This window comes from Labrys sp. ALF-8, assembly GCF_059699065.1.
Window position 1 is genome coordinate 3,155,371 of sequence record NZ_AP048537.1, and the last position, 21,586, is coordinate 3,176,956.

General features: G+C 66.4%; 19 protein-coding genes. 12 read left to right on the plus strand and 7 right to left on the minus strand.

The genetic code is table 11. The annotated features are described in order from the left end of the window. Window positions 1-5: 5 nt before the first annotated feature. Window positions 6-1,208, minus strand: coding sequence for an O-antigen ligase family protein (locus AC6H34_RS14560; RefSeq protein WP_448149279.1), 1,203 nt, complete (start codon window positions 1,206-1,208; stop codon window positions 6-8). Window positions 1,209-1,545: 337 nt separating this feature from the next. On the opposite strand from AC6H34_RS14560, the gene hrpB reads away from it, so the two are divergent. The 6 genes from hrpB to AC6H34_RS14590 all read left to right on the plus strand — a co-directional run bounded on the left by hrpB (window position 1,546) and on the right by AC6H34_RS14590 (window position 7,847). Further along, entirely contained in the window at window positions 1,546-4,008 is a 2,463-nt protein-coding gene (gene hrpB, locus AC6H34_RS14565; protein WP_497539893.1) for an ATP-dependent helicase HrpB, read from the plus strand. A 290-nt stretch (window positions 4,009-4,298) separates the two neighbouring features. Next, window positions 4,299-4,433 carry a 50S ribosomal protein L34 gene (gene rpmH, locus AC6H34_RS14570; protein ID WP_307426214.1) on the plus strand — a complete coding sequence of 45 codons (135 nt, stop codon included), beginning with the start codon at window positions 4,299-4,301 and terminating at the stop codon, window positions 4,431-4,433. Between the two features lie 61 nt (window positions 4,434-4,494). Beyond that, the gene (gene rnpA / locus AC6H34_RS14575) at window positions 4,495-4,902 is read left to right on the plus strand and encodes a ribonuclease P protein component (RefSeq protein ID WP_497539243.1); all 408 of its coding nucleotides are present in this window, start codon (window positions 4,495-4,497) and stop codon (window positions 4,900-4,902) included. Next, window positions 4,899-6,848: a membrane protein insertase YidC gene (gene yidC, locus AC6H34_RS14580; protein WP_497539244.1), complete on the plus strand. Its 1,950-nt coding sequence runs from the start codon at window positions 4,899-4,901 to the stop codon at window positions 6,846-6,848. The genes rnpA and yidC overlap by 4 nt, the downstream gene beginning before the upstream one ends. Then, complete coding sequence (gene yihA / locus AC6H34_RS14585; RefSeq protein ID WP_448149276.1) at window positions 6,841-7,491, plus strand: ribosome biogenesis GTP-binding protein YihA/YsxC; 651 nt, start codon at window positions 6,841-6,843, stop codon at window positions 7,489-7,491. The genes yidC and yihA overlap by 8 nt, the downstream gene beginning before the upstream one ends. Further along, a complete protein-coding gene (locus tag AC6H34_RS14590; protein WP_448149275.1) occupies window positions 7,488-7,847 on the plus strand; it encodes a DUF423 domain-containing protein in 360 nt (119 codons plus the stop codon). The genes yihA and AC6H34_RS14590 overlap by 4 nt, the downstream gene beginning before the upstream one ends. 47 nt (window positions 7,848-7,894) lie before the next feature. Here AC6H34_RS14590 and AC6H34_RS14595 read toward each other — a convergent pair whose 3' ends face one another. Next, complete coding sequence (locus AC6H34_RS14595) at window positions 7,895-8,365, minus strand: Lrp/AsnC family transcriptional regulator (protein ID WP_497539245.1); 471 nt, start codon at window positions 8,363-8,365, stop codon at window positions 7,895-7,897. Between the two features lie 248 nt (window positions 8,366-8,613). On the opposite strand from AC6H34_RS14595, the gene AC6H34_RS14600 reads away from it, so the two are divergent. The 3 genes from AC6H34_RS14600 to AC6H34_RS14610 all read left to right on the plus strand — a co-directional run bounded on the left by AC6H34_RS14600 (window position 8,614) and on the right by AC6H34_RS14610 (window position 13,269). After that, window positions 8,614-11,007 (plus strand): thiamine pyrophosphate-binding protein, encoded by a 2,394-nt coding sequence (locus AC6H34_RS14600; RefSeq protein ID WP_497539246.1) that lies wholly within the window; start codon window positions 8,614-8,616, stop codon window positions 11,005-11,007. Window positions 11,008-11,248: 241 nt separating this feature from the next. Continuing rightward, a complete protein-coding gene (locus AC6H34_RS14605; RefSeq protein WP_497539247.1) occupies window positions 11,249-12,394 on the plus strand; it encodes an endonuclease/exonuclease/phosphatase family protein in 1,146 nt (381 codons plus the stop codon). Window positions 12,395-12,561: 167 nt separating this feature from the next. After that, entirely contained in the window at window positions 12,562-13,269 is a 708-nt protein-coding gene (locus AC6H34_RS14610; RefSeq protein WP_448149271.1) for a glutamine amidotransferase, read from the plus strand. Between the two features lie 161 nt (window positions 13,270-13,430). On the opposite strand, the gene AC6H34_RS14615 is transcribed toward AC6H34_RS14610, so the two are convergent. The 4 genes from AC6H34_RS14615 to AC6H34_RS14630 are packed head-to-tail and all read right to left on the minus strand — an operon-like array spanning window position 13,431 to window position 17,569. Beyond that, window positions 13,431-14,735, minus strand: a complete 1,305-nt coding sequence (locus tag AC6H34_RS14615; RefSeq protein ID WP_497539248.1) for a F390 synthetase-related protein — start codon at window positions 14,733-14,735, stop codon at window positions 13,431-13,433. Further along, a complete protein-coding gene (locus AC6H34_RS14620; RefSeq protein ID WP_497539249.1) occupies window positions 14,735-15,565 on the minus strand; it encodes an MBL fold metallo-hydrolase in 831 nt (276 codons plus the stop codon). Before AC6H34_RS14620 ends, AC6H34_RS14615 begins: the two co-directional genes overlap by 1 nt. Continuing rightward, window positions 15,522-16,490 carry an NAD-dependent epimerase/dehydratase family protein gene (locus AC6H34_RS14625; protein WP_497539250.1) on the minus strand — a complete coding sequence of 323 codons (969 nt, stop codon included), beginning with the start codon at window positions 16,488-16,490 and terminating at the stop codon, window positions 15,522-15,524. Before AC6H34_RS14625 ends, AC6H34_RS14620 begins: the two co-directional genes overlap by 44 nt. Continuing rightward, window positions 16,487-17,569 carry a 3-oxoacyl-[acyl-carrier-protein] synthase III C-terminal domain-containing protein gene (locus AC6H34_RS14630; protein ID WP_497539251.1) on the minus strand — a complete coding sequence of 361 codons (1,083 nt, stop codon included), beginning with the start codon at window positions 17,567-17,569 and terminating at the stop codon, window positions 16,487-16,489. Before AC6H34_RS14630 ends, AC6H34_RS14625 begins: the two co-directional genes overlap by 4 nt. A gap of 76 nt (window positions 17,570-17,645) precedes the next feature. Between AC6H34_RS14630 and AC6H34_RS14635 the strand changes: the two genes are divergently transcribed. Continuing rightward, the gene (locus AC6H34_RS14635; RefSeq protein ID WP_448149266.1) at window positions 17,646-18,269 is read left to right on the plus strand and encodes a TetR/AcrR family transcriptional regulator; all 624 of its coding nucleotides are present in this window, start codon (window positions 17,646-17,648) and stop codon (window positions 18,267-18,269) included. A 6-nt stretch (window positions 18,270-18,275) separates the two neighbouring features. Continuing rightward, window positions 18,276-19,460 carry an ATP-grasp domain-containing protein gene (locus tag AC6H34_RS14640; protein WP_497539252.1) on the plus strand — a complete coding sequence of 395 codons (1,185 nt, stop codon included), beginning with the start codon at window positions 18,276-18,278 and terminating at the stop codon, window positions 19,458-19,460. Here AC6H34_RS14640 and AC6H34_RS14645 read toward each other — a convergent pair. Beyond that, complete coding sequence (locus tag AC6H34_RS14645) at window positions 19,432-20,511, minus strand: NAD(P)H-dependent flavin oxidoreductase (protein ID WP_497539253.1); 1,080 nt, start codon at window positions 20,509-20,511, stop codon at window positions 19,432-19,434. The genes AC6H34_RS14640 and AC6H34_RS14645 overlap by 29 nt on opposite strands. A 95-nt stretch (window positions 20,512-20,606) precedes the next feature. On the opposite strand from AC6H34_RS14645, the gene AC6H34_RS14650 reads away from it, so the two are divergent. Then, entirely contained in the window at window positions 20,607-21,491 is an 885-nt protein-coding gene (locus AC6H34_RS14650) for a LysR substrate-binding domain-containing protein (RefSeq protein WP_497539254.1), read from the plus strand. Window positions 21,492-21,586 lie beyond the last annotated feature (95 nt).

Consider the following 21,586-nt stretch of genomic DNA (forward strand, 5'->3'; position numbering starts at 1 on the left):
CCCGGTCAGTCGCGGCGCCGACGGGCTCCCAGGCGGGCCAGGAAGGCGAGCGACACGCTGGTGAGGCCGAGCGCCATCAGCCACCAGGTCTGCCAGGCGGCGAGGCCGGTGAACATCATCACGATCGCGGTGGCGGAGACGGCGAGCGCCGCCGGCGTGGAACGGTCGTCGTCGCGATCCATGCCGCGGAAGGCCAGCCAGAGCGCGATTGCCGCCAGGACCACGCCGATCATCCCCAGCTCCAGCCAGATCTGGAGGGCGGCGTTGCGAGGGGAGGCGAGGAGCTGGCCGCCGACACCGCGGGTAAGGGCCGAACTCGCGTCGAAGCCGTAGCCCGCGACCAGGTGGGCCGGCAGGCCGTAGGTCACGTCGCGCCAGATGGCGACGAGGTGATCGCCTTCCGCCGGCAGCATGAACCCGCCATAGCGGGCCATCAGCCAGCCGACGAGCGGCGCCAGGAAGAGCAGGGCGAGAGCCCCGATCGCGACGATGCGCGAGGCAAGGCGCGGGCGCCAGAGCGCCAGCGTCATCACCAGGATGCCGGTGATGAAGGCGGCGAACACCACGAGGTTGCGGACCAGCCACAGGGCGAGGATCGTCACCAGGCACAGCAGCAGCGCCTGCCAGCTGCGTCCGCGGGCCAGCACGGCCCCCACGGCGGGCCAGATCAGCAGCGCGAGCAGCATCGCGGCCCGAACGCTCTCGGTGTTCTCGCCGCCGACCTCGCCGAGGCCCCACAGAGGCGAGTGAGGCAGGAATTCCAGGATCAGGACGATCGCCGCGACGGAGACGCCGATCGGAATGAGGTTGACGTCGCTGAACCGGACGTTCGCCTTCAGGCAGGAGATGGCGACCACGAACAGCAGTACCACGAGCAGGATGCCGGGCAACTGGCCGGCTGCTCCGGAGGGCTGCGGCGTCCAGAAAATGGTGATCGCCGCCCAGATCATGAGCAGGAACAGAGCCAGCGTATCGTAGGACAGCAGCGAGCGGGTAAGCCGGCGCAGCGCCGTCGGCAGGCGTCCGTCCAGGGCCGCGGCGAGAATCAGCAGCGCCGTGGCGATCGGGACGATGATCGCCACCGCATGGCGCGAGAACATCGCGAGGAGGGGCGCGAAGATCACCAGCAGGAACAAGCCCAGCCGGGTTAGAAGGCCCGAAACCGCGAGCGCGGGATCGAGCGGAGCTTCATAGGCGCGCCGTTCCATCGCCTCGTCCTCAACACAACATGACCTAGCTATGGCGGAAGGCTTCTGGAGCGTCCATGACGAAAAAGACACACCATGGTTAAAATCGTACTCGGCTAAGGATCGCCGGGATGGCTTGCGGAGGGCGGTACCGCACCTGCGGGACGGGAGCGACGCCGTGAAAGTAGAGGGTATCCTCGCATTCTTGCCGGAAGGTCCGCGGCGGGGCCTCGGCTTCGATTGCATCGGTGGGGCACGTCGCTCCGAATCCTCCCGTGGAAGTCCTGTCGGCCTGCATGCGGAGTTCGGCGGCAGCTTGCCCATTGCACTGTGCGGCCCGATGCGCCACATCGGCGCGATGCGCTCCTTCGACCAGCCCCTCCCCATCGACGACGCCCTTCCGGCCTTGCTCCATGCCCTCGAGACGGGGTCGAACGCCGTGCTCGTCGCCCCGCCAGGCGCGGGCAAGACCACGCGCGTGCCGCTCGCCCTGCTGGACGAGGCCTGGACGGGAGGCGGCCGGATCATCGTGCTGGAGCCTCGCCGTCTCGCGGCCCGCGCGGCGGCCGCCCGGATGGCCTCCACGCTCGGCGAGCCGGTCGGCGCGACGGTCGGTCTCAGGGTGAGGCTGGAATCTCGCATTTCGTCGAGGACGCGCATCGAGGTGGTTACCGAGGGCGTGTTCGCCCGCATGATCCTCGATGATCCCGGCTTGACCGGCATCGCGGCCGTGCTGTTCGACGAGTTCCACGAACGCTCCCTCGATGCCGACCAGGGCCTTGCCTTCGCCCTGGATGCGCAATCGGGCTTGCGCGAGGACCTGCGCATCCTGCCGATGTCCGCCACGATCGATGGCGCCCGGGTCGCGGGTCTCATCGGCGGGGCGCCCGTGATCGAGAGCGCAGGGCGCGCATTTCCGGTTGCGACGCACTATCTGGGACGCGATCCGCGCCAGCGCATCGAGGAGGCCGTGGTCGATGCGGTGGCGCGTGCGCTTCGTGCCGAGCAAGGCTCCATCCTGGTTTTTCTACCGGGGCAGGGCGAGATCACGCGTGTCGCCCGCCAACTGGCCGAAAGGAATTTCGGGGATGCCGTCGACATAGCGTCGCTCTACGGCGCCCTGGATGCTCGTGACCAGGACAGGGCGGTGGCGGCCGCCCCGGCCGGCCGGCGCAAGATCGTGCTGGCGACCTCGATCGCCGAGACCAGCCTGACCATCGAAGGGGTGCGCGTCGTCGTCGATTCGGGCCTGGCCCGCGTGCCGCGCTACGAGCCCGATCTCGGCCTCACCCGACTCGAGACGGTGCGGGTGTCGCGTGCCAGTGCCGACCAGCGCCGCGGCCGCGCGGGCCGTACGGAGCCGGGAGCCTGCTATCGGCTCTGGGAAGAGGCGGCCACGGGCGCGCTGGATGCCTTTGCCAAACCCGAGATCCTCGCCGCCGACCTGAGCCCGCTGTTGCTCGATTGTGCAGCCTGGGGTGTTGCCGATCCGCTGAGCCTGGCCTGGCTCGATCCGCCGCCCAGGCCGGCGCTCAGCGAGGCGAAGGCGCTGCTCACCGCCATCGAGGCGCTAGACGGGGACGGGCGCCTTACCGAGATGGGCAGGCATCTCTCCGCGCTCGCCTTGCCGCCGAGGCTCGCCCGCATGATCGTGGCTGCGGCCGAGGGGGGCGAGGCCCTGCTGGCGGCCGAGATCGCGGCGGTTCTCTCCGAACGGGGGCTCGGCGGGGAGGGGACGGACCTTGTCGAGCGCATCGAGCGCTTCCGCCGAGATCGCGGCGGCCGGGCGCAGGATATGCGGCGCCTTGCGCGAGGCTGGGTCAAGGCGGTCTCCGGCGGCATGGAGGAGACCGATCCCGGACGAGCCGGCGCCGTCCTCGCTCTCGCCTTTCCCGACCGGGTGGCGGTGGGCAGGGGGCAGCCGGGCAGCTTCACCATGGAGAACGGGCGGGCTGCGAGGCTGGAGGCGCATGACCGGCTGGCGCGCGAGCCCTATCTCGCCATCGCGGAGATCGCCGGCAGCGCCGGGGCCAGCCGCGTCCTTCTGGCCGCCCCAATCTCGCTTCCGGAGATCGAGACGCTGCACGGTGTCGGCGAGACCGTGACATCCGGCTACGACCCCGCCTCCGCGAGCCTCAAGGCCCGCTCGGTACGGCGCTACCGGCGGCTCGTGCTGCAGGAGACCACGGCCTCCCTGCCGCTCGATGCGGAGGCCGCCGCAGTGCTGGCTCGCGGCATCGCCCAGAGCGGCATCGGGCGCCTGCCCTGGAGCAAGGCCCAGCGGCAGTTGCGGGATCGTGTCGCCTTTCTGCGTGCCAGCGGCTCGCCCGATTGGCCCGACCTGTCCGATGCGGCCCTGGCCGCCGAGGCGGAGGCGTGGCTCGCACCGGCCATCGAAGGCGTGCGGAGCCTCTCCGCGATCACGCCGGACATGCTGGATACCGGCCTGTCGAGGCTGCTGCCCTGGAATGAGAGGCGCCGGCTCGATGCAGAAGCGCCTGCGTTTTTCGAGGCACCGACCGGGACCAACCTCGCCATCGACTACGAGGCGGAGGGCGGTCCGGCCATCTCGGTGCGCGTACAGGAACTGTTCGGTCTCTCGAAACATCCCGCGATCGCCGGAGGGCGCGTGCCCCTGACGATCAACCTGCTGTCGCCCGCTCACCGTCCGGTGCAGGTCACCAGGGATCTGCCGGGCTTCTGGAGAGGCTCCTACGCGGCCGTGCGTGTGGAGATGAAGGGGCGCTATCCTCGCCATCCCTGGCCGGAGGATCCCGCCGCGGCATTGCCGACGACCAGGGCGAAGCCGAGGGGGACGTGATTTCGTGGGATCGTCGGCATCCTGCCGGCGATACGGGGGGAGGTGCGTGCTCGCGGCAGTGCATGCCCGCGAACAAGCTGCTGTCATGACAGCTTCGTAATCCTCGTCTTTCCCCAAGACTCCTGATTGACTTCCCGTCTGGCTTACCCCATAAGCACCGGCGAATTTGGCGTCGCCCTCAGGCCGGGACGCACCCAGGGCGATGGCCGGGGCGCGTTTTTGCCGTTGCAGGATAGGCGCTGTTCCTTTCAACTCGATCGGCATCCGGCCGCGACTGCGGAGAACGACCCGTGAAACGTACCTATCAACCTTCCAAGCTTGTCCGCAAGCGTCGCCACGGCTTCCGCGCCCGCCTCGGCACCAAGGGTGGCCGCAAGGTTCTCGCTGCCCGTCGCGCTCACGGCCGCAAGCGCCTGTCCGCCTGAGGCGAGCGGGCTTGGCGCGATGATGCCGTATCATTGCGCCCCAAAGGCCAGGCATTCATCGATGCAGCGATTGCTCAAGCGCCGGGACTTTCTGTTCGTCCGCGATGGCCGCAGGGCAAATGTTGCGACATTGTCCCTGCAGGCGCGCCGGCGCGAAGACCGCGTTGCGGAGCAGTCTGGCGCCCTCGTTTTGGGCGATGAGCCGCGTGTCGGCTTCACGGTGACCAAGAAGGAAGGTGGCGCCGTCGAGCGCAACCGGATCCGCCGGCGGCTGCGCGAGGCGGTGCGGCTCTCTGGCGCTCTTCACGCGCGCGCGGGCCATGACTATGTGCTCGTTGGGCGGCGTTCCGCTCTCGACGCATCTTTTGCGACGATCGTTGACGATATGATAGCGGCGTTCGGCCGCGTGCATGCCGAGCGCCAGGGCGCCCGCAAAGCGCGCCGTTCGGCCGATGAGGCTGCGCGATGAAGAACATAGACACCAAGAACCTCGTTCTGGCGATCTTCCTGACGCTGGTTGTGGTTGTTGTCTGGGAATATTTCATCGGCCAGCCCATGCAGAGGCGGCAGGAACTGGCTGCCCAGCAGCAACAGCAGATCCAACAGCAGCAGCAGGCGACTCAGCAGGCCCAACAGCCAGCGCCGGCTTCGGGAACCAGCACCAGCAATGTCCCCGGGGCGACGGCGGGCCAGCGGCAGTTTGCCAGCCGTGAGGACGCCGTGGCGAGCTCCCAGCGCGTGCAGATCGATTCGCAGCGCCTGATCGGTTCGATCAATCTCACCGGCGGCCTGATCGACGATCTCGCCCTGCGCGGCTACCGCGAGACGCTCGATCCCGCTTCGCCGAATGTGAAGCTGTTCTCTCCGCGCGGCACGCCGATCCAGGCGGCCGACCATCACACCATCGTCGAGAACCACGGCCCCTATTTCGCCAGCTTCAACTGGACCGCCCAGCCCGGCAGCAACGTGAAGGTGCCGGGCCTCGATACCGTGTGGACCGCCAAGTCTACCGCTCCGCTGTCCTCGACATCGCCCGTCCAGCTCGAATGGGACAATGGCGAAGGCCTCGTCTTCCACCGCACCATCTCCGTCGACAATGACGACCAGCCCGCCGGGCAGCTCGACATTCCGCGCCAGAACCTACCCAAGGACCAGCAGGGCACGGGCGCCAAGCCGGTCGGCGGCTTCATGTTCACCATCAAGGACAGCGTGGAGAACAAGGGCTCGGCACCGGTGCAGCTCTCGCAGGCGGCCTACATCGCCCGCATCGGCACGCCCACGGTGGGTGGCTATTCGGTGCTGCATGAAGGCCTGATCGGCCGCTTCAGCGGCACCCATGTCGAGACCACCTACAAGAGCCTCGAGCCCGGCAAGCCGGTCGACCATGCCAACGCTTCCGGCTGGCTCGGCTTCACCGACAAATATTGGGCCAATGCCCTGGTGCCCGATCCGACGGCGACCTTCGACGGAAAGTTCGAAGTCGGCGCCGTCAACGGCGTCCAGACCTATCTCGCCAGCCTCCAGCGGCCGATGCAGACGGTGGCGCCCGGCGCCGGATACGAGGTGAGCACGGACCTGTTCTCCGGGGCCAAGGAAGTCGCCACGCTCTCGCACTACGACGAGACGCTGAAGATCGACAACCTCTCCTACCTGATCGACTGGGGCTATCTCTGGTTCATCACCAAGCCCCTCTTCCGCCTGATCGAGATCCTGTTCCATCTGTTCGGCAATTTCGGTCTCGCCATCCTCGGCACGACCGTCATCCTCAAGCTGTTCTTCTTCCCGCTCGCCAATCGCTCCTATGAGTCGATGTCGAAGATGAAGAAGGTCCAGCCCGAGATGCAGGTCATCAAGGACCAGTATCCCGACGACAAGATGAAGCAGCAGCAGGCGATCATGGCGCTCTACAAGGAGCAGAAGATCAACCCGCTGTCGGGCTGCCTTCCCATGCTGCTGCAGATCCCGGTGTTCTTCGCGCTCTACAAGGTGCTGTTCGTCACCATCGAAATGCGCCAGGCCCCGTTCTTCGGCTGGATCCACGACCTTTCGGCGCCTGATCCGACCACGATCTTCAACCTGTTCGGCCTGATCCCCTGGACGCCGCCGGCGGCGCTCATGATCGGTTTCTGGGTGATCGTCATGGGTTGCACGATGTTCGTCCAGATGCAGCTCAATCCGGCTCCGCCGGATCCGACCCAGGCGATGATGTTCCGCTACATGCCGATCGTCTTCACCTATATGCTCGCGGCCTTCCCGGCCGGACTGGTGATCTACTATTGCTGGAACAACACGCTTTCGATCCTGCAGCAGACCTTCATCATGAAGAAGAACGGCGCCAAGATCGAACTGTGGGACAATCTCAAGTCGATCTTCGGCAAGAAGAAGAATGCTGACGGATCGCGCGTAGATGCCTGAGGCGCTGGACTACGCGGCCGCCGGCAGGAAGCTCTTCGCCAGCACGTGGGATTTCCGTCACGCGGCCAATACGCTGGAAGCGCTGCCGCCTCCCGAGGGGGTGGAGATCGCGCTTGCCGGTCGGTCCAATGTGGGCAAGTCGAGCCTGATCAACGCTTTGACCAGCCGTAACGCGCTGGCACGCACCTCGCACACGCCGGGCCGCACGCAGGAATTGATCTTCTTTTCGTCCCAGGCGCCGCTGACCCTGGTCGACATGCCCGGCTATGGCTATGCCGCCGTGAGCGACAAGAAGGTCAAGGCCTGGACGAAGCTGATCCATGACTATCTGCGGGGCCGGGTGAACCTTGCCCGGGTCTTCGTGCTGATCGATGCCCGGCATGGTCTCAAGACCACCGACAACGCCGTGCTGGAAACGCTCGACAAGGCTGCCGTGGTCTACCAGATCGTGCTGACCAAGTCGGACGAGGTGAAGAAGGCGGAACTCGAAAAGTGCGTGGCCGAGACGCGCGAGAAGATATCGCGCCGTCCCGCCGCCTTTCCCGAACTGATCGTGACGTCAAGCCGCGAGGGCACGGGCATGGAGGAATTGCGCGCCGCGATTGCCCAGATCCTGGCCGAGCGCGGCGGCCTGAAGCCATGATCGCGGATCGCCTCCTCACCCTGATCGGCTGTCTTTTCGGCGCCGCCGGCATCGTGCTCATGGCGCTCGCCGCCCATGGCCGCTGGCCGGAGATCAACTACGCCGCCGTCATGGTGCTCGCTCATGCGCCGGTGCTGCTGGGCATTGCCGTCGCCATCCGCCTCGGCCTGCTTCGCGATCTGGTCGCCCGCCCCGCCGCCTTCGTGCTAGCCGCCGCGGTGGCGCTGTTCTCCGGCGATGTGGCGCTGCACGCCGTTACCGAAGGCCATCTCTTCCCGATGGCGGCCCCCACCGGAGGCACGGTTTCCATTCTCGCCTGGCTCATGCTGGCGCTTTCGGCGGCAATGGCCCGATAGGCACGCAGCGGTCTCGCGCGCAATTGCGTCGATCGAAGCTCAGGCCCTCACCCCTCGCCCTTTATCGGCAGCACGTTGGTGTATTTCACCTGCGCCAGCGCGAAGCTGGACTCGATGGAGGCGATGCCGTCGAGGCGGGTCAGCTTCTCCTTGATGAAGCGCTCATAGGCGGCGAGATCGGCGCAGACCACGCGCAGGAGGTAATCCCGCGTGCCTGTCATCAGATAGCATTCCAGAACCTCCGGCCATTGTACGATGGCGGCGTCGAAACGATCGAGATACTCCTCGATCTGGCGCTCCAGCTTGATCGAGATGAAGACGCTGACCGGCAGACCGACTTCCTTCTGTTCGACCACAGCGACATAGCCGCGGATGACACCGCTTTCCTCGAGCTGCCTTACGCGTCGCAGGCATGGAGAGTGGGACAGGCCAACTTTTTCCGCCAGGGCCTGCACGGTCATGCGACCGTCTTCTTGGAGCAGGCGCAGGATCTTGTGGTCGATGGCGTCAAGGGGCATGGGCTTTCCTGACGGAAGGCAAGCGCTCTTCCTGGGATCGAAGGCGTCTCGCCTGCGCCCGAAGGAGGAAGAACAGGCAAGACGCCTGTAGTCCGGGAAGGGCTCGAACGCCGAAGATCATATTACGCGGGGAATCTCTTCTTCCAAGCGATAATCGCTAAATATAACATTACAATCTCGCAAGATTGACCAAAATCGCCTGCGGCTTTCTGCTATTCTCAGTGGAGTTGCCCGCCGGAACCCTTGTCATGGCCGATCTCCGCCTTCCCTTCCTCGCCGCACTCGAGCGCAAGGCGCTCTGGCTGTCTTCCTGGATGATTCACAACGCCAACCACCTGCGGCCCAAGGAGGACGGGCTGAAGGTCGGCGGGCACCAGGCATCCTCGGCGTCGCTGGCAACGATCATGACGGCGCTCTACGGCGCCGCCCTGCGCCCGCAGGACAGGGTGGCGGTGAAGCCGCATGCGTCGCCGATCTTCCACGCGCTCAACTATCTCTTCGGCCTGCAGAACCTGGAGAAGCTGCAAAACTTCCGTGGCTTCAAGGGCGCGCAGAGCTACCCCTCGCGCACCAAGGACATCGATGACGTCGATTTCTCCACGGGCTCCGTCGGCCTGGGCGTGGCCCAGACTTTGTTCTCCTCCCTGGTGCAGGACTATGTGAAGGCCAAGGGCTGGGGCGACTGGCCCGAGGGGCGCATGATCTCCCTTGTCGGCGATGCCGAAATGGACGAGGGCAACATTTTCGAGGCGCTGCTGGAGGGGTGGAAGCAGGGCATTCGCAATGTCTGGTGGATCGTGGACTACAATCGCCAGTCGCTGGACGCGGTTGTGCGCGAGGGGTTGTGGGAGCGGTTCGAGTCGATCTTCCGCAATTTCGGCTGGGATGTCGTCATCCTCAAATACGGCAAGCTGCTCGAGGCGGCCTTCGCCGAGCCTGGCGGCGAGGCGTTGCGCCGCTGGATCGATAGCTGCCCGAACCAGCTCTACGCTGCACTCTGCTACCAGGGCGGGGCGGCCTGGCGCCGGCACCTGATGGACGCCATCGGCGACCAGGGCGAGGCGGCCAGGCTTATCGACGCCCGCTCGGACGAGGAACTGGCGCGCCTGATGACCAATCTCGCCGGCCATGACATGCCGAGCCTGCTGGATGCCTTCGAGGCCGCCGCCGCGCATGACCGCCCGACCTGCTTCATCGCCTACACGGTGAAGGGCTTCGGCCTGCCTTTCCAGGGCCACAAGGACAATCATGCCGGCCTGATGACGCCGGCGCAGATGGAGGTCTGGCAAAAAGCCATGGGCATCCGGCCCGGCCATGAATGGGACAGGTTCGAAGGGCTCGACCTGCCGCCCCATGCCATGCAGGCGGCGCTCGACAAGGTGCCCTTCATCCAGAAGGGGCGCCGGCGCCTTGCCGCCGCCAAGGTGGAGGTGCCCGATGCGCTGCCCTATCGCGCCGCAGCGGCCATGTCGACCCAGCAGGGTTTCGGCGTGATCCTCAACGACCTGGCCGCGACCGACCTGCCGGTCGCGAGCCGCATCGTCACCACCGCGCCGGACGTCACCGTTTCGACCAATCTCGGCGGGTGGGTGAACCGCCGCGGCCTGTTCGCGCGGGAGGAACTGGCCGATATCTTTCGAAAGGAGAAGATACCCTCCACTTTCGCCTGGGACTTCTCGCCCAAGGGCCAGCACATCGAACTCGGCATCGCGGAGATGAACCTGTTCATCCTGCTCTCGGCCCTCGGTCTCTCGCACTCCATCAACGGCGAACGCCTGCTGCCCATCGGCACCCTGTACGATCCCTTCATCCAGCGGGGCCTCGATGCCCTCAACTACGCCTGCTACCAGGACGCCCGCTTCATGGTGGTGGCGACGCCCTCGGGCGTGACGCTGGCGCCGGAAGGCGGGGCACATCAGTCGATCGCCACGCCCCTGATCGGCATCGCCCAGGACGGGCTCGCGGCCTTCGAGCCGGCCTTCGTCGACGAACTTGCCGTGATCATGCGGTTCGCCTTCGACTACATGCAGAGGGATGGCGAGGGTGATCCCGACGAGACCACCTGGCTGCGGGACCAGACAGGCGGTTCGGTCTATCTGCGGCTGTCGACCCGCACGCTCGACCAGCCGCAACGCATCATGACGCCGGAACTGGCTACCGACATCGTGAACGGTGCCTACTGGATGCGCAGGCCCGGTCCAAATGCCGAGATCGTGCTGGCGGTGATGGGCGCGCCGACGGCCGAGGCGATCGAGGCCATGGGATTGATGAGCGAGGATCGCCGCGACGCCGGCCTTCTGGTCATCACGTCGGCCGACCGCCTGAATGCCGGTTGGACGGCCGCCGAACGCGCACGCCAGCGCGGCAACTTCGGCGCACGCAGCCATATCGAGCGCCTGTTTGCGCCGCTCTCGCGCGACTGCGGCATCGTCACCGTGCTTGACGGGCACCCCGCTACGCTCGCCTGGCTCGGCGGGGTTCGGGGCCAGAGGGTGACGTCGCTGGGCATCGAGCATTTCGGGCAGACGGGAACGATCCAGGACCTCTATCGCCATCACGGCATCGATACCAACGCCATCCTGCACGCCGCGCAGGCCCTGGCGCCGGGGCGCCCGCTGCGCAATCGCAGGGAGTTGCCCTAAAGCGTTTTGTGTTTTGACGGAATCGGCAAAACGCAAAGACGCGTCGAAAAACAAAGAGTTAGAGAAAAGCGGCGTTTCTACCTAGACGCGCTTTGCTCTAGGCGGCGCCAGACGTGCGTGGCGAGGCGGTTGATCCTTCCCAGCCGCCGGGGGAAGGCCCTTGTCGCGCCAGCGTCCGGCTCTCAAGCTTGCCTCGAATCCCTGCCCTTGCGAGAGTGCGCCCCCTCGCAAGGTTTCCTCGATGCCGATTTCCCTCCTCCGCGTTGCGTCCTTCAACACCGAATTGCTGGCGAGAGCAGGCGTGCGCTTCCACGAGCAGGCGCCCTATACGCTCGACGAATATGCCGCCAAGACCAGCTTCATCGGCGACCTCCTGGAGCGCGGGCAGGTCGACATTGCAGGCTTCCAGGAAGTGTTCCACGAGGACGCGCTGCGGGACGCCATCGAGAATGCGCCCCGTCTCAGGGGTGCCCATGTCCATGCGCCGCATGCCGACGACAGCGGCCCCAGGACTCCCGACGGTGCCCTGAACGCACCGCGCGTCGGCCTCGCGAGCCGCCTGCCCGTGACGAAGGTGGAATCGATCCGGGCGTTTCCGGCCGGGCTGGGCAACGGCTTCGCCGTCCGCCGCGACGAAGACGGCCGGCAGCAGGCGGTGCCGGTCGCCATCGGCTTCTTCGAGCGGCCCGTACTCCGCGCGGAGGTCCTGCTTCCCACGGGCATCCCCCTCGCCATCTATGTCGTCCATCTGAAGTCGCGCCGTCCCGTCGTGCTGGAGGGCGAGGACAGGCGTGACCCGGCCGTGCGGGCCCTCGCCGTGGTGCGCGCGCTCGTCCAGCGCGGCGCCGAGGCGGCGGCGCTCAGGGTCATGCTGACACGAGAGCTCGAGGGACGCGGCACCGAGCCGAGACCCCTGATGGTGCTCGGCGATCTCAACGACGAACTGACCAGCGTCACCACCGAACTCATTCGCGGGGAGCAGCCGCTGCCCGAGAGCCTGAAGCCGCTGATGGTCGATCCCGGCGACTGGCAGCGCAAGAACAGGCGGCTGTGGGACCTGCACCTTTATGCGGCATCTGACCAGCAGGCGAGCCATATCAAGGGCACGACGCTCTACACCCATATTCACTTCGGCGACTACCAGGTGCTCGACCACATCCTGTTCAGCCAGGAATTCTACAGCCGCAACCCCTACAAGATCGGCGATTTCCGCTACCTGCAGGTCTACAACGATCATGTCGTCGACACGCACATGACCGATCTGAACCGCAATGTCCGCACGATGAGCGACCATGGCGTGCCGGTAGCCGAGTTTACCCTGCTGGCTTCGCCGCCCGCCCGCATGGGGGACGGCCCGCAGCGGCGCGGCCAGCCCGCGGTTTTCTGACCTGGGAGCGGCTTTGAGCCGTTCCGTGTCCCGTTCGTTTCACGGCCGTTGGCACAGGCTTTGCTTCGTTCCCAGTCGGGACTGTGCGATCGATCACCGCACCCGCTTAACTTTTCGACAACATTTACGTAACATTATGGTTACGAAATCGTTTTACAGGCCGAATCGTGAAGAGAAAGATCCTCATCGTTCTGCATCAGGAGCATTCTTCTCCAGGCCGAATCGGCCGGTTCCTGGTCGAACGCGGATATGAGCTCGACATCCGGCGGCCGCGCTTCGGCGATCCCCTTCCCAAGACGATGAGCGAGCATGACGGCGCCATGATTTTCGGCGGCCCGATGAGCTCGAACGACAAGGAAGAGTGGATTCGTCGCGAAATCGACTGGATCGGCGTGCCTCTGCGCGAGGACAAGCCCTTCCTCGGCATCTGCCTGGGGGCCCAGATGTTGTCCCGTCATCTCGGGGGCAAGGTTGCTCCGCGCGAAGATGGCGTCGTGGAGATCGGCTATTGGCCGATCAAGCCGACGCAGGAGGGGCGCACGTTGATGGATTGGCCCGGACATGTCTATCATTGGCACAGCGAGGGCTTCGAGCATGTGCGCGGCACGCGCCTGCTCGCCACCGGCGACACCTTCGCCAACCAGGCCTTTGCCTGCGGGCGCGCGGCCTACGGGCTGCAGTTCCACCCCGAAGTCACCTATCTGATGATGAATCGCTGGACGGCCAAGAGCGAGGAAAAGCTCGCCATGGCCGGCGCGCAGGATCGCCACACCCAGATCTGGGGCCGCTACCAGCACGATCACAGCGTGCAGCAATGGCTGCACCGCTTCCTGGATCTCTGGCTCAAGCCGCGCATGGCGCTTGCCGCGGAATAGGGCGCGGCCCGGATCTGCGGCAAAATGGCGTCAGAGAGGGTCGTGGAGCGCGAGCCCCGACGCAGAGGGCATCTTCCCGGCAGGCGAAGGTCGCGGCAACGGGATCCAGGGGGCTGCCTCCGCCATCGATGCGGCTCCGGCGCTTTCCGTGTTCACCAGCGCTACGTTGCCGCCGTCTGGGGTGTCGGCGCGCCAGGGGTGATGCGCCGGATGCGACGCAGCTTGCCGGCGATCGGCTCGTGGATGCCCCGCGCCGTCTGGATCGTGAATCCGGTTCCGCCATGCCGCTCGAACAGCGCGCGCAGGGCACCGGTCACCTTCTCCTCGCTTTCCTCCGGCGCATCGTAGGACAGCCGCAGCCTGAAACGGCGGTCTCCGATCTGCTCGAAGCGGAAGTCTTCCAGCCGCCGCTCGGCGTCGAGGATGACCGCGCGGATGGCATCCGGCATCAGGGTGACCCCCTCGCTCACCTCGATGATGTCGTCGCAGCGTCCTTCGATCCGTTCTATCGCCTGCAGCGGCGAGCCGCAGGCGCAGCGATAGGGGGATGGCAGGAGGATGTCGTTGAGACGATAGCGTATCATGGCCTGGGTGCGTCGGCGCAGGTCCGTGATGATCGGCACGAAACGGTCCGGATGGCCCTCCACCGGCTCGCGCTCGATCAGCATGTCGTCCTCGTTGAGATGGATCATGCCGCAGCGGCACGTCATGCCGAGGAATCCCTCCGTCGCCTGGTAGATGGAGCGCGGCGCGACGCCGTAACGCCCCGTCACCGGCACGGCATCGAGGGGATCGAGAACCTCGCCGCCGGCGAAGATGTGCACCGGCTTGATGCGGAAGTTCTGTTCGGCCAGGGCGCGCAGCGCCTTTGGAGGCGCCACCAGCACGTCGGGCGCGAAAGCCTCCATCGCCTCCCGGTGCGTCGCGATGCCGTGGCGCAGGTCATAGAAGCCGAAAGCCAGGCGTCGGGACTGTTCGGTCGTCTCGTAGAGCGCATTGCCCGTCGCCATCATCACGGCGACGCGGTGCCGGATGAAGGGAAAGTCCGGCAGGGTGCGTGCCAGAATGGAACCGAGCCATTCGTAGCGCTCGGCCTCGCTGATCACGAACAGGCTCCTGTTGCCGGAGGTGCCGGAACTCGTGCCGATGGTGAGGTCTCCCAGGCGCCCCGAATGATTGGATTCGGAGAGACTTTTCTCCGCCACCTGCCAGGCCTGCTCGGCGGTCACCCCCCGGTCGTTCAACTCGGAGAAATGCGCGAGTGCCAGCGCCTTGTCCATTATCGGCCAGTAGGCGAAATGCTTGCCCGCATGGGGCTTGTAGAAGGGGATGTTTGCGCCGGCGTGGTCGAGCAGCCGCGCCAGCAGCTTGTCCTGTCGTGCCTTGACGTCCTGCACGGTCCTGAGCTTGGCCAGCGTCCAGCGCTTGGCGACGTAGGCCGTCAATATGGCGAGGGCGGGATTCATCAAGCCGGCTCGGGGTCATGGCAAAGGCGAACGGTCACGCCGCTGGCGTGAGCGGCGCGGGCGACGGCGAGGCTGCGCAGGGCGGCCGGACGATCCGGCGTGATCAGCCTGGCGACCCAGGACAGGCGCCGCTCCTCCAGGACGGACGCCATCGTCCAGGCAGCGTCAACCGCGTAGAGGCAGTTCTCGGCCGCGAAGTAGATGCCGACATGTCCTTCCATATGGCCGGGAAGATCAACGGAAATCATCGAGCCGTCGCCGAAGATGTCGTGACCGATGCCGCCCCAGGGCAGGGGCGTCTCGGGCGAATGTTCGAGCGTGCGGCAGGCGAAGGCCGATTGCGAAGGCAGGAGGCCGCGGAAGAAGGCACGGCTGGAATCGCGCCAGGACGGACGCCGGGACCAGAGCCGGAGCGTGGCGGCGGAGGCATGCAGCGTCGCGTTGCGGAAGCGATCGAGCCCGCAGATATGGTCGGCATGCAGATGGGTGAGGATGACATGACGCACGTCCTCCGGTCCCGCGCCGATCGCGGCGAGCTGGGCCGCAACGTCTCCTTCGGGCATCAGCCTGGGCCGAAGCATGGTCCGGTAGAGCGCAAGGCTGACCGAACGCGGACGATACAGATCCTCGCTGTAGCCGGTATCGACGAGCACCAGGCCTTCGCTGTCATGCTCGACCAGGCCGTAGCGGATCGGTACGTCCGTACGCTGCCAGCCGGCGGCCGGATCGACCAGGCGGGCGGAAGCGCGAATGCGGGCACAGATGGGAAATCGGATCTTCATGTCGTCAAGTCTGGGCAGCAGCGCGAATTGTCCGCTCCAACGCTTCATCGAGGCTTATGGGAGGCCGCCAGCCAAGCTTGTGCCTCACCTCACGTAAATCGAGCGTGAGCGAATAGCTCAACAGGCCGAGTCCGTAAACCGTTATGGCTGGCTCGCGTCGCCGGGGATCGACCAGGGCCAGTGCTTCCAGCACGCGCGCGCCGGCGAAAACAAGGGAACTGGGCAGCCGGCGCCAGCGCACGTCGACGCCGAGACCGCCGAGCAGCCTGTCGACCAGGGCGCGCACGTTGGCCGGCTCCCCCTGGCAGACATTGTAGACGCCCGCCGATTCGGCCGGTGCCCGCGCCATCGCGAGCAGGACGTCGCAGAGGCAATCCACATAGGTGAGGTCGGTGACGGCCAGCCCGCCCCGGAGCAGGGGCAGCGGCCCCCGGCGAGCCGCAGCGAGGAAGCGGGGCAGGATCTGGCCGTCGCCGGGGCCGAAGATCGCACGGGGACGGGCGATGAAGACGGCGCCGCCGAACTGCCTCGCCTCGCCCTCGGAGGCGAGCTTGGTGGCGGCATAGGCGTTGAAGGGCGGGGGAAGCGGGGCGTCCTCGCGCTGGTCCAGGCGATCGGCCAGCGAGAAGTAGACGCTGCTCGAGGAGACATGCACGAGACGCTCGACACCCGCCGCTTCCGCGGCACGGGCGACATTGGCAGTCCCCAGGACATTCACGCGCCGGAAGTCGCCTGCCGCGCGCCATGGCGCGGAGAGGGCCGCCAGATGAATGACCGCATCGCATCCGGCAAACGCCTGGCGCAAGGCCGCCTCGTCGCCGAGGTCGGCGGTCCGGAAACGCGCGAGCCCCTGGAAGTCTCCTGGTCCGGTGATGCCGCGTGCGGTCGCGATCACCTGATGTCCACTCTCCGCAGCCAGGCGGACGAGATGGCGTCCGACGAAGCCGGTCGCACCGGTGATGGCGATTCTCATGGCATTTCGAGGCACAGCCCGCCGACGGAAAAACCCGCCGAGGTGCCGAGAACGAGGACGCGGCTGCCCCTGCCGATGCGACCGCTGGAGAAGGCATGGTGAAGGGCGGTGGGAATGGACGCCGCGATCTGGTTGCCGTGATCGGTCAGGAGATCGACGATCTTTTCTCTGGCGATGCCGAGACGGCCGCTGAGATGGTCTATGGCGCCACGGCTGGCCTGGTGGGGCACGATGAGGTCGATGTCGCCGAGGCGCCAGCCTGCCTTGGCGAGCAGCCTGTCGAGGAAGGGCGCCACAACCCGGGCGGCAAGGCGGTAGGCGGCCTTGCCGTCCATCCGGAAAAACGCGCCTGCGATGAAGGCCTCGGTGTCCCCATGCAGGTCGTAGCGCGTGCCGCCAGCCGGCACCTCGCAATCGTGATAGCCCTCGCCCCAGCTTTCCATCAGGGAGGCGACGAGGCCTCCCTGCCTTCCGTCCCTGGCGCTTATCACCGCCGCGGCTGCTCCGTCGCCGAACATGGCGGCGGTGTCCGGATCCTGGCGCCAGGGGAGGCCACGCGAGGCGATCTCGCTGGAGACGACGAGGACATGGCGGGCCCGCCCCGCCTCGATCATCTGGGCGGCGAGGTCGAAGGCGGCGACGAAGCTGAGGCAGCTTGCGTTGACGTCGAAGCTGGGGATGCCCGATCTGCCGAGGCCCAGGCGTGCCTGCACCAGCGGCGCCATCGCCGGAATCAACTGCTCCGGTATAGAGGAGCCCGACAGGATCAGGTCGAGACCGTCGGCAGGAAGACAGGCGGCGGCGATAGCCTCGCGCGCGGCCTCGGCGGCCATGAAACTCGAGGATTCCGTCACGGCCACCGGGCGTTCCGCAATCCCCGAGCGCTTTTCGGTGCGGCCGACGGGACGACCCAGCATGCGATCGATGTCGGCGCTGCTACGCCGGGTGGCCGGCGTGTAGACGCCCGTGCCGGCAATCCGGACTCGGGCCTGGAACCGCCCGGCAGGCGCGGGAGCGGCGCGGGGATGGATCTGCGCCGCGCCTTCGGCCTCGATCCGCAAGGATTCGTCGAGCGTCATGTCGCCAACATTGAACAGTGTTCATTTTTTTGATATCAGGAAAATGAACACTGTTCAAGATGCGGGAGGCGAGCATATGAATACCGGTACGGTGCGGCAGACCCGCTCGCGGGCGCGCCAGGACGCGACCCGGCAGCGCATTCTCGACGCGGCGCGCGACATCGTTCTCGCACAGGGGTTCCGGGGGCTGTCCATCCGGACCATCGCCGCCGCCGTCGATTGTTCGGTCGGCACCATCTACAATCATTTCTGCGACTTCGACGATATCGCGCTGCACCTCAATGCCGAGACGATATCCCGCCTCGATGCGACGCTTGCGGAGCGGGTGTTCCAGCAGGCGGACTGGCAGCCTTCGTCTTTGGTCGATACCTATTTCGATTTCCTCGAACAGAACGATGCCGCCTGGCGGGGGCTGTTCGAGCATCACCTGCCACGGGACTATCGGCTGCCGGACTGGTATCGGGAGGGAATCGACGGGCTGGTCCGCCGTGTCGTCGCGGCTTTTTCACCGTTGCTGCCCCATCTCGGCCGGGAGGATTGCGCCGAACTGGTCATCGGCTTGTGGGCAAGCCTGCATGGACTCGCCTCGTTGGACCGGGAGGACAAGCTCTCGACCGTATCGGTCGGCAGTTCGGCCAGGCAGATCGGCCAGATGCTGGTGCGCACGGCCCTGCGCGGGGCCGGTTCGAGCCGCTGTTGAGGTCCGATGCGGCTGCTCGTCACCGGTGCCCGGGCTCCCGTCGCCGTCGACATCGCGCGGTTGTTGCGTAAGGCGGGACACCGCGTCCATGTCGCCGATTCCGGCTCCTTCGATCTCGCCGGCGCCGTCGACGGCGTGCGGCCGCACAGGTTGCCGCCGGCTCGCACGCAGGCCGCTGCCTTCGGCCGAGCGGTCGCCACGCTGGTGGCGCGGGAGGGGATCGATCGGGTGATCCCGACTTGCGAGGAAGTCTTCTATCTCGCAGCCGCTCGTGACCAGGGGCATGACATTCCGCTGTTCGCACCCGGTCTGGCGGTCCTCCGGCGGCTTCACGACAAGCATGCGTTCATCGCTCTCGCAGATGATCTCGGCTTGCCGGTGCCATGGACCCGGCGCCTGGAGAGCCGCGATGAGGCGATGGCGCTGGCCCGCGAGGCCGAAGACCTCGTGTTCAAGCCGGTCTACTCCCGCTTCGGCACGCAGACACTGGTGGGCCAGCCGCCGGATCGTCTCGCACCGACGCGTGAGCGGCCCTGGGTGGCTCAGGAGCGCCTGCGCGGCGAGGAACTCTGTCTTTACGCGACCGCGCGGGAGGGTCGGCTGACGGCATTCTGCGCCTACCGGCCGCTCTATCGCCTTGGAAAGGCGTCGAGCTTCTATTTCGAACCTGCGGCGGCACCTGATGGGGAAGCTCTCGCCAGGCGCATCGTGCAGACCCTCGCCTATGATGGCCAGATTGCCTTCGATGCGATCCGCGTGCCGGACGGCCGGCTCATCCCCATCGAATGCAACCCGCGGGCCACCAGCGGCGTGCATCTCATGGCCGATGGAACCGGCTTCCCGGCTTGCCTGACGGGCGAGGCAGACGGGGTGATCGCGACACCTTCGGGACGGCCTGCCATGCTGCGTCTCGCCATGGTCTTGATCGCCCTGCCGCAAATGCGCCTGGGGGCGATCGGCACCTGGCGGCGCGACGTTGCGAGGGCACGGGACGTGCTTGCCGGCCTCAATGGACGGGTATTGGCGGTGTTGGCTCGTCAGGGCATCGAGAGCGTCTGTAGGGGTATTGCGCTGCGGGCCGTCGCGACCCACGACATCGAATGGGACGGCAAGCCCATCGACACGAGGAGCGGCGACCCCGAGGCTGTCGATATCGAGGACGTCACGCCGCCAGCCTACCGAAACCCCTGAGCGCTTCGCTGGCCAGCGCTCGGGTCAGGTCGCCGGCCGAGGGAGCGTCACGGCAGAGTTTCGCCGCCTGGCCTGACCAGAGAGACATGAAGTCGCCCGAACCTTCCTTCTCCATCTTCGCCCGCAGAGGAGCAAGCGCTCCGCCCGCCGTCGGGAATGCGGGTGCGGAGTCGGAGATGGGTCCGACCTCCCGCATGAGACGATTGACGATGCCGCGGGCCGGACGGCCGGTGAAGAGGTTGGTCAGCGCGGTCTTGCCGGCATCGTTCCCATGCAGGGCCAGGCGGTGGGGCGGCGACAGCCTGGCTTGCGGAGTGAAGAGATAGGCCGTGCCGATCTGCACCGCCGCCGCACCCAGCGCGAAGGCCGCGACGATGCCGCGTGCGTCCGAGATGCCGCCCGACGCGATGACGGGGACCTTTACTGCGTCCACGACCTGCGGCACGAGGGCGAAAGTGCCCATCTGCGTCGACAGGTCGTCGTCGAGGAAGATGCCGCGATGGCCGCCCGCTTCGAAACCCTGGGCGATGATGGCATCGCAGCCGTGATCCTCCAGCCAGCGTGCCTCCTCCACCGTGGTGGCGGAGGAGAGGATCTTCGCGCCCGCCGCCTTCACGCGGTCGAGGAGGTCCCGTGCAGGCAGGCCGAAGTGGAAGCTCACGATTTCCGGCCGGAATTCTTCCACGATGCCGCACAAGGTGCCGTCGAAGGGCGCGCGGTTGGAGAGGGGGAACGGTCCGGCGGGATCGAGGCCGGCCTCGAGGTAGTAAGGTGCCAGCCGCTTGCGCCACGCCGCTTCGCGGGTGGCGTCGGGCTGCGGTGGTGCATGACAGAAGAAGTTGAGGTTGATCGGCTTGGATGTGCGCTGGCGGACGATGGCAAGCTCGTCGCGAACCTGCTCGGCCGACAAGGTCGCGCAGGGCAGGGAGCCCAGGCCACCCGCCTCGGCAACCTCGATCACCATGTCGGAGAATACAGGCCCCGCCATCGGAGCCTGAATGATGGGAAGCTCGATACCCAGAAGCTCCCGGATGCGATTGTTGGGCCACATGTTTGGAGTCTCCGCTGCCTCGATGGCGAGAGAGTCCTCTATCATTCCTAAAATAAGAATGGTATTAATTTATCATTCTTGTTTTGAGAATGAAAATGGATCTGGCTTCCCTCGATATCTTCCGGGCCGTGGCGGCGGCACGCAGCGTCACTCGTGCTTCGTCCGTATTGGGGCGGGCGCCGTCGAATGTCACCACCCGCATCCAGCAACTCGAACACGACCTCGGCGTCAGCCTCTTCGCCCGCCGATCCAGGAGCATGCACCTGACGCGCGAAGGCGAAATATTCCTGGCCTACGCCAACCGGCTGGCGATGCTCGCCCTGGAAGCCCGCGAGGCCCTGAAACCGACTGCGCCGGCAGGCCTGTTCAGGGTCGGCAGCATGGAAAGCACGGCCGCCAGCCGTCTGCCGCCGGTGCTGTCGCACTTTCATGGGCGCTGGCCGGCGGTTTCCCTTCAACTCAGCACGGGAGCGACACGCCCGCTCGTCAAGGCGGTCCTCGGCCACGAACTCGACTGCGCCCTCATTGCCCAGCCCTCGGAAACCATCGATGGCGAGACGATCGACACCGGCTTCGATTCCGACCGGCTCGATGGCGAGCCGGTTTTCCGCGAGGAACTGCTCATCGTGCTGCCGGCCGGACATCCGGCCGTCGAGAGCGCCGCGGATCTCAAGGTGGCAACGCTGGCGGCGCTTGAAGTGGGCTGCAGTTATCGTGGCGTGGCCGAACTCTGGATCCGCAAGGCTCCTTCGGTCTTCAGCGTGCAGCAGGTCGCTTCCTATCATGCCATGCTGGCGAGCGTGGCGGCCGGCAATGCCATCGGCGTGATGCCACGTTCGGTCCTGGACCTTTTGCCGGGCGGCAAGGGAACCGGCAGCTACAGCCTCGGCACGGTCGACACCCTGCTCATCCGCCGTCATGGCGAAACATCGCCGGCCTTCAGGGCGTTTCGGGAAATTGTGACGGCGGGCGGTGCCTAAAGCGTCCTGAGTTTTGACGGAATCGGCAGAACGCAAAGACGGGTTGAAAGACGAAGAGTTAGAGCAAAGCGGCGCTTCCGCCTAAACGCGCTTTG

What these genes read in the sequence shown, in the direction of transcription:
- AC6H34_RS14590 (WP_448149275.1), top strand. Translation starts at nt 7,488, where the DNA reads ATGATCGCGGATCGCCTCCTCACCCTGATCGGCTGTCTTTTCGGCGCC.
- AC6H34_RS14560 (WP_448149279.1), bottom strand. Translation starts at nt 1,208, where the DNA reads ATGGAACGGCGCGCCTATGAAGCTCCGCTCGATCCCGCGCTCGCGGTT.
- AC6H34_RS14640 (WP_497539252.1), top strand. Translation starts at nt 18,276, where the DNA reads ATGCGGCTGCTCGTCACCGGTGCCCGGGCTCCCGTCGCCGTCGACATC.
- hrpB (WP_497539893.1), top strand. Translation starts at nt 1,546, where the DNA reads ATGCGCTCCTTCGACCAGCCCCTCCCCATCGACGACGCCCTTCCGGCC.
- AC6H34_RS14605 (WP_497539247.1), top strand. Translation starts at nt 11,249, where the DNA reads ATGCCGATTTCCCTCCTCCGCGTTGCGTCCTTCAACACCGAATTGCTG.
- AC6H34_RS14595 (WP_497539245.1), bottom strand. Translation starts at nt 8,365, where the DNA reads ATGCCCCTTGACGCCATCGACCACAAGATCCTGCGCCTGCTCCAAGAA.
- AC6H34_RS14650 (WP_497539254.1), top strand. Translation starts at nt 20,607, where the DNA reads ATGGATCTGGCTTCCCTCGATATCTTCCGGGCCGTGGCGGCGGCACGC.
- AC6H34_RS14620 (WP_497539249.1), bottom strand. Translation starts at nt 15,565, where the DNA reads ATGAAGCGTTGGAGCGGACAATTCGCGCTGCTGCCCAGACTTGACGAC.
- rnpA (WP_497539243.1), top strand. Translation starts at nt 4,495, where the DNA reads ATGCAGCGATTGCTCAAGCGCCGGGACTTTCTGTTCGTCCGCGATGGC.
- AC6H34_RS14630 (WP_497539251.1), bottom strand. Translation starts at nt 17,569, where the DNA reads ATGACGCTCGACGAATCCTTGCGGATCGAGGCCGAAGGCGCGGCGCAG.
- yidC (WP_497539244.1), top strand. Translation starts at nt 4,899, where the DNA reads ATGAAGAACATAGACACCAAGAACCTCGTTCTGGCGATCTTCCTGACG.
- AC6H34_RS14615 (WP_497539248.1), bottom strand. Translation starts at nt 14,735, where the DNA reads ATGAATCCCGCCCTCGCCATATTGACGGCCTACGTCGCCAAGCGCTGG.
- AC6H34_RS14625 (WP_497539250.1), bottom strand. Translation starts at nt 16,490, where the DNA reads ATGAGAATCGCCATCACCGGTGCGACCGGCTTCGTCGGACGCCATCTC.
- yihA (WP_448149276.1), top strand. Translation starts at nt 6,841, where the DNA reads ATGCCTGAGGCGCTGGACTACGCGGCCGCCGGCAGGAAGCTCTTCGCC.
- AC6H34_RS14635 (WP_448149266.1), top strand. Translation starts at nt 17,646, where the DNA reads ATGAATACCGGTACGGTGCGGCAGACCCGCTCGCGGGCGCGCCAGGAC.
- AC6H34_RS14645 (WP_497539253.1), bottom strand. Translation starts at nt 20,511, where the DNA reads ATGTGGCCCAACAATCGCATCCGGGAGCTTCTGGGTATCGAGCTTCCC.
- AC6H34_RS14600 (WP_497539246.1), top strand. Translation starts at nt 8,614, where the DNA reads ATGGCCGATCTCCGCCTTCCCTTCCTCGCCGCACTCGAGCGCAAGGCG.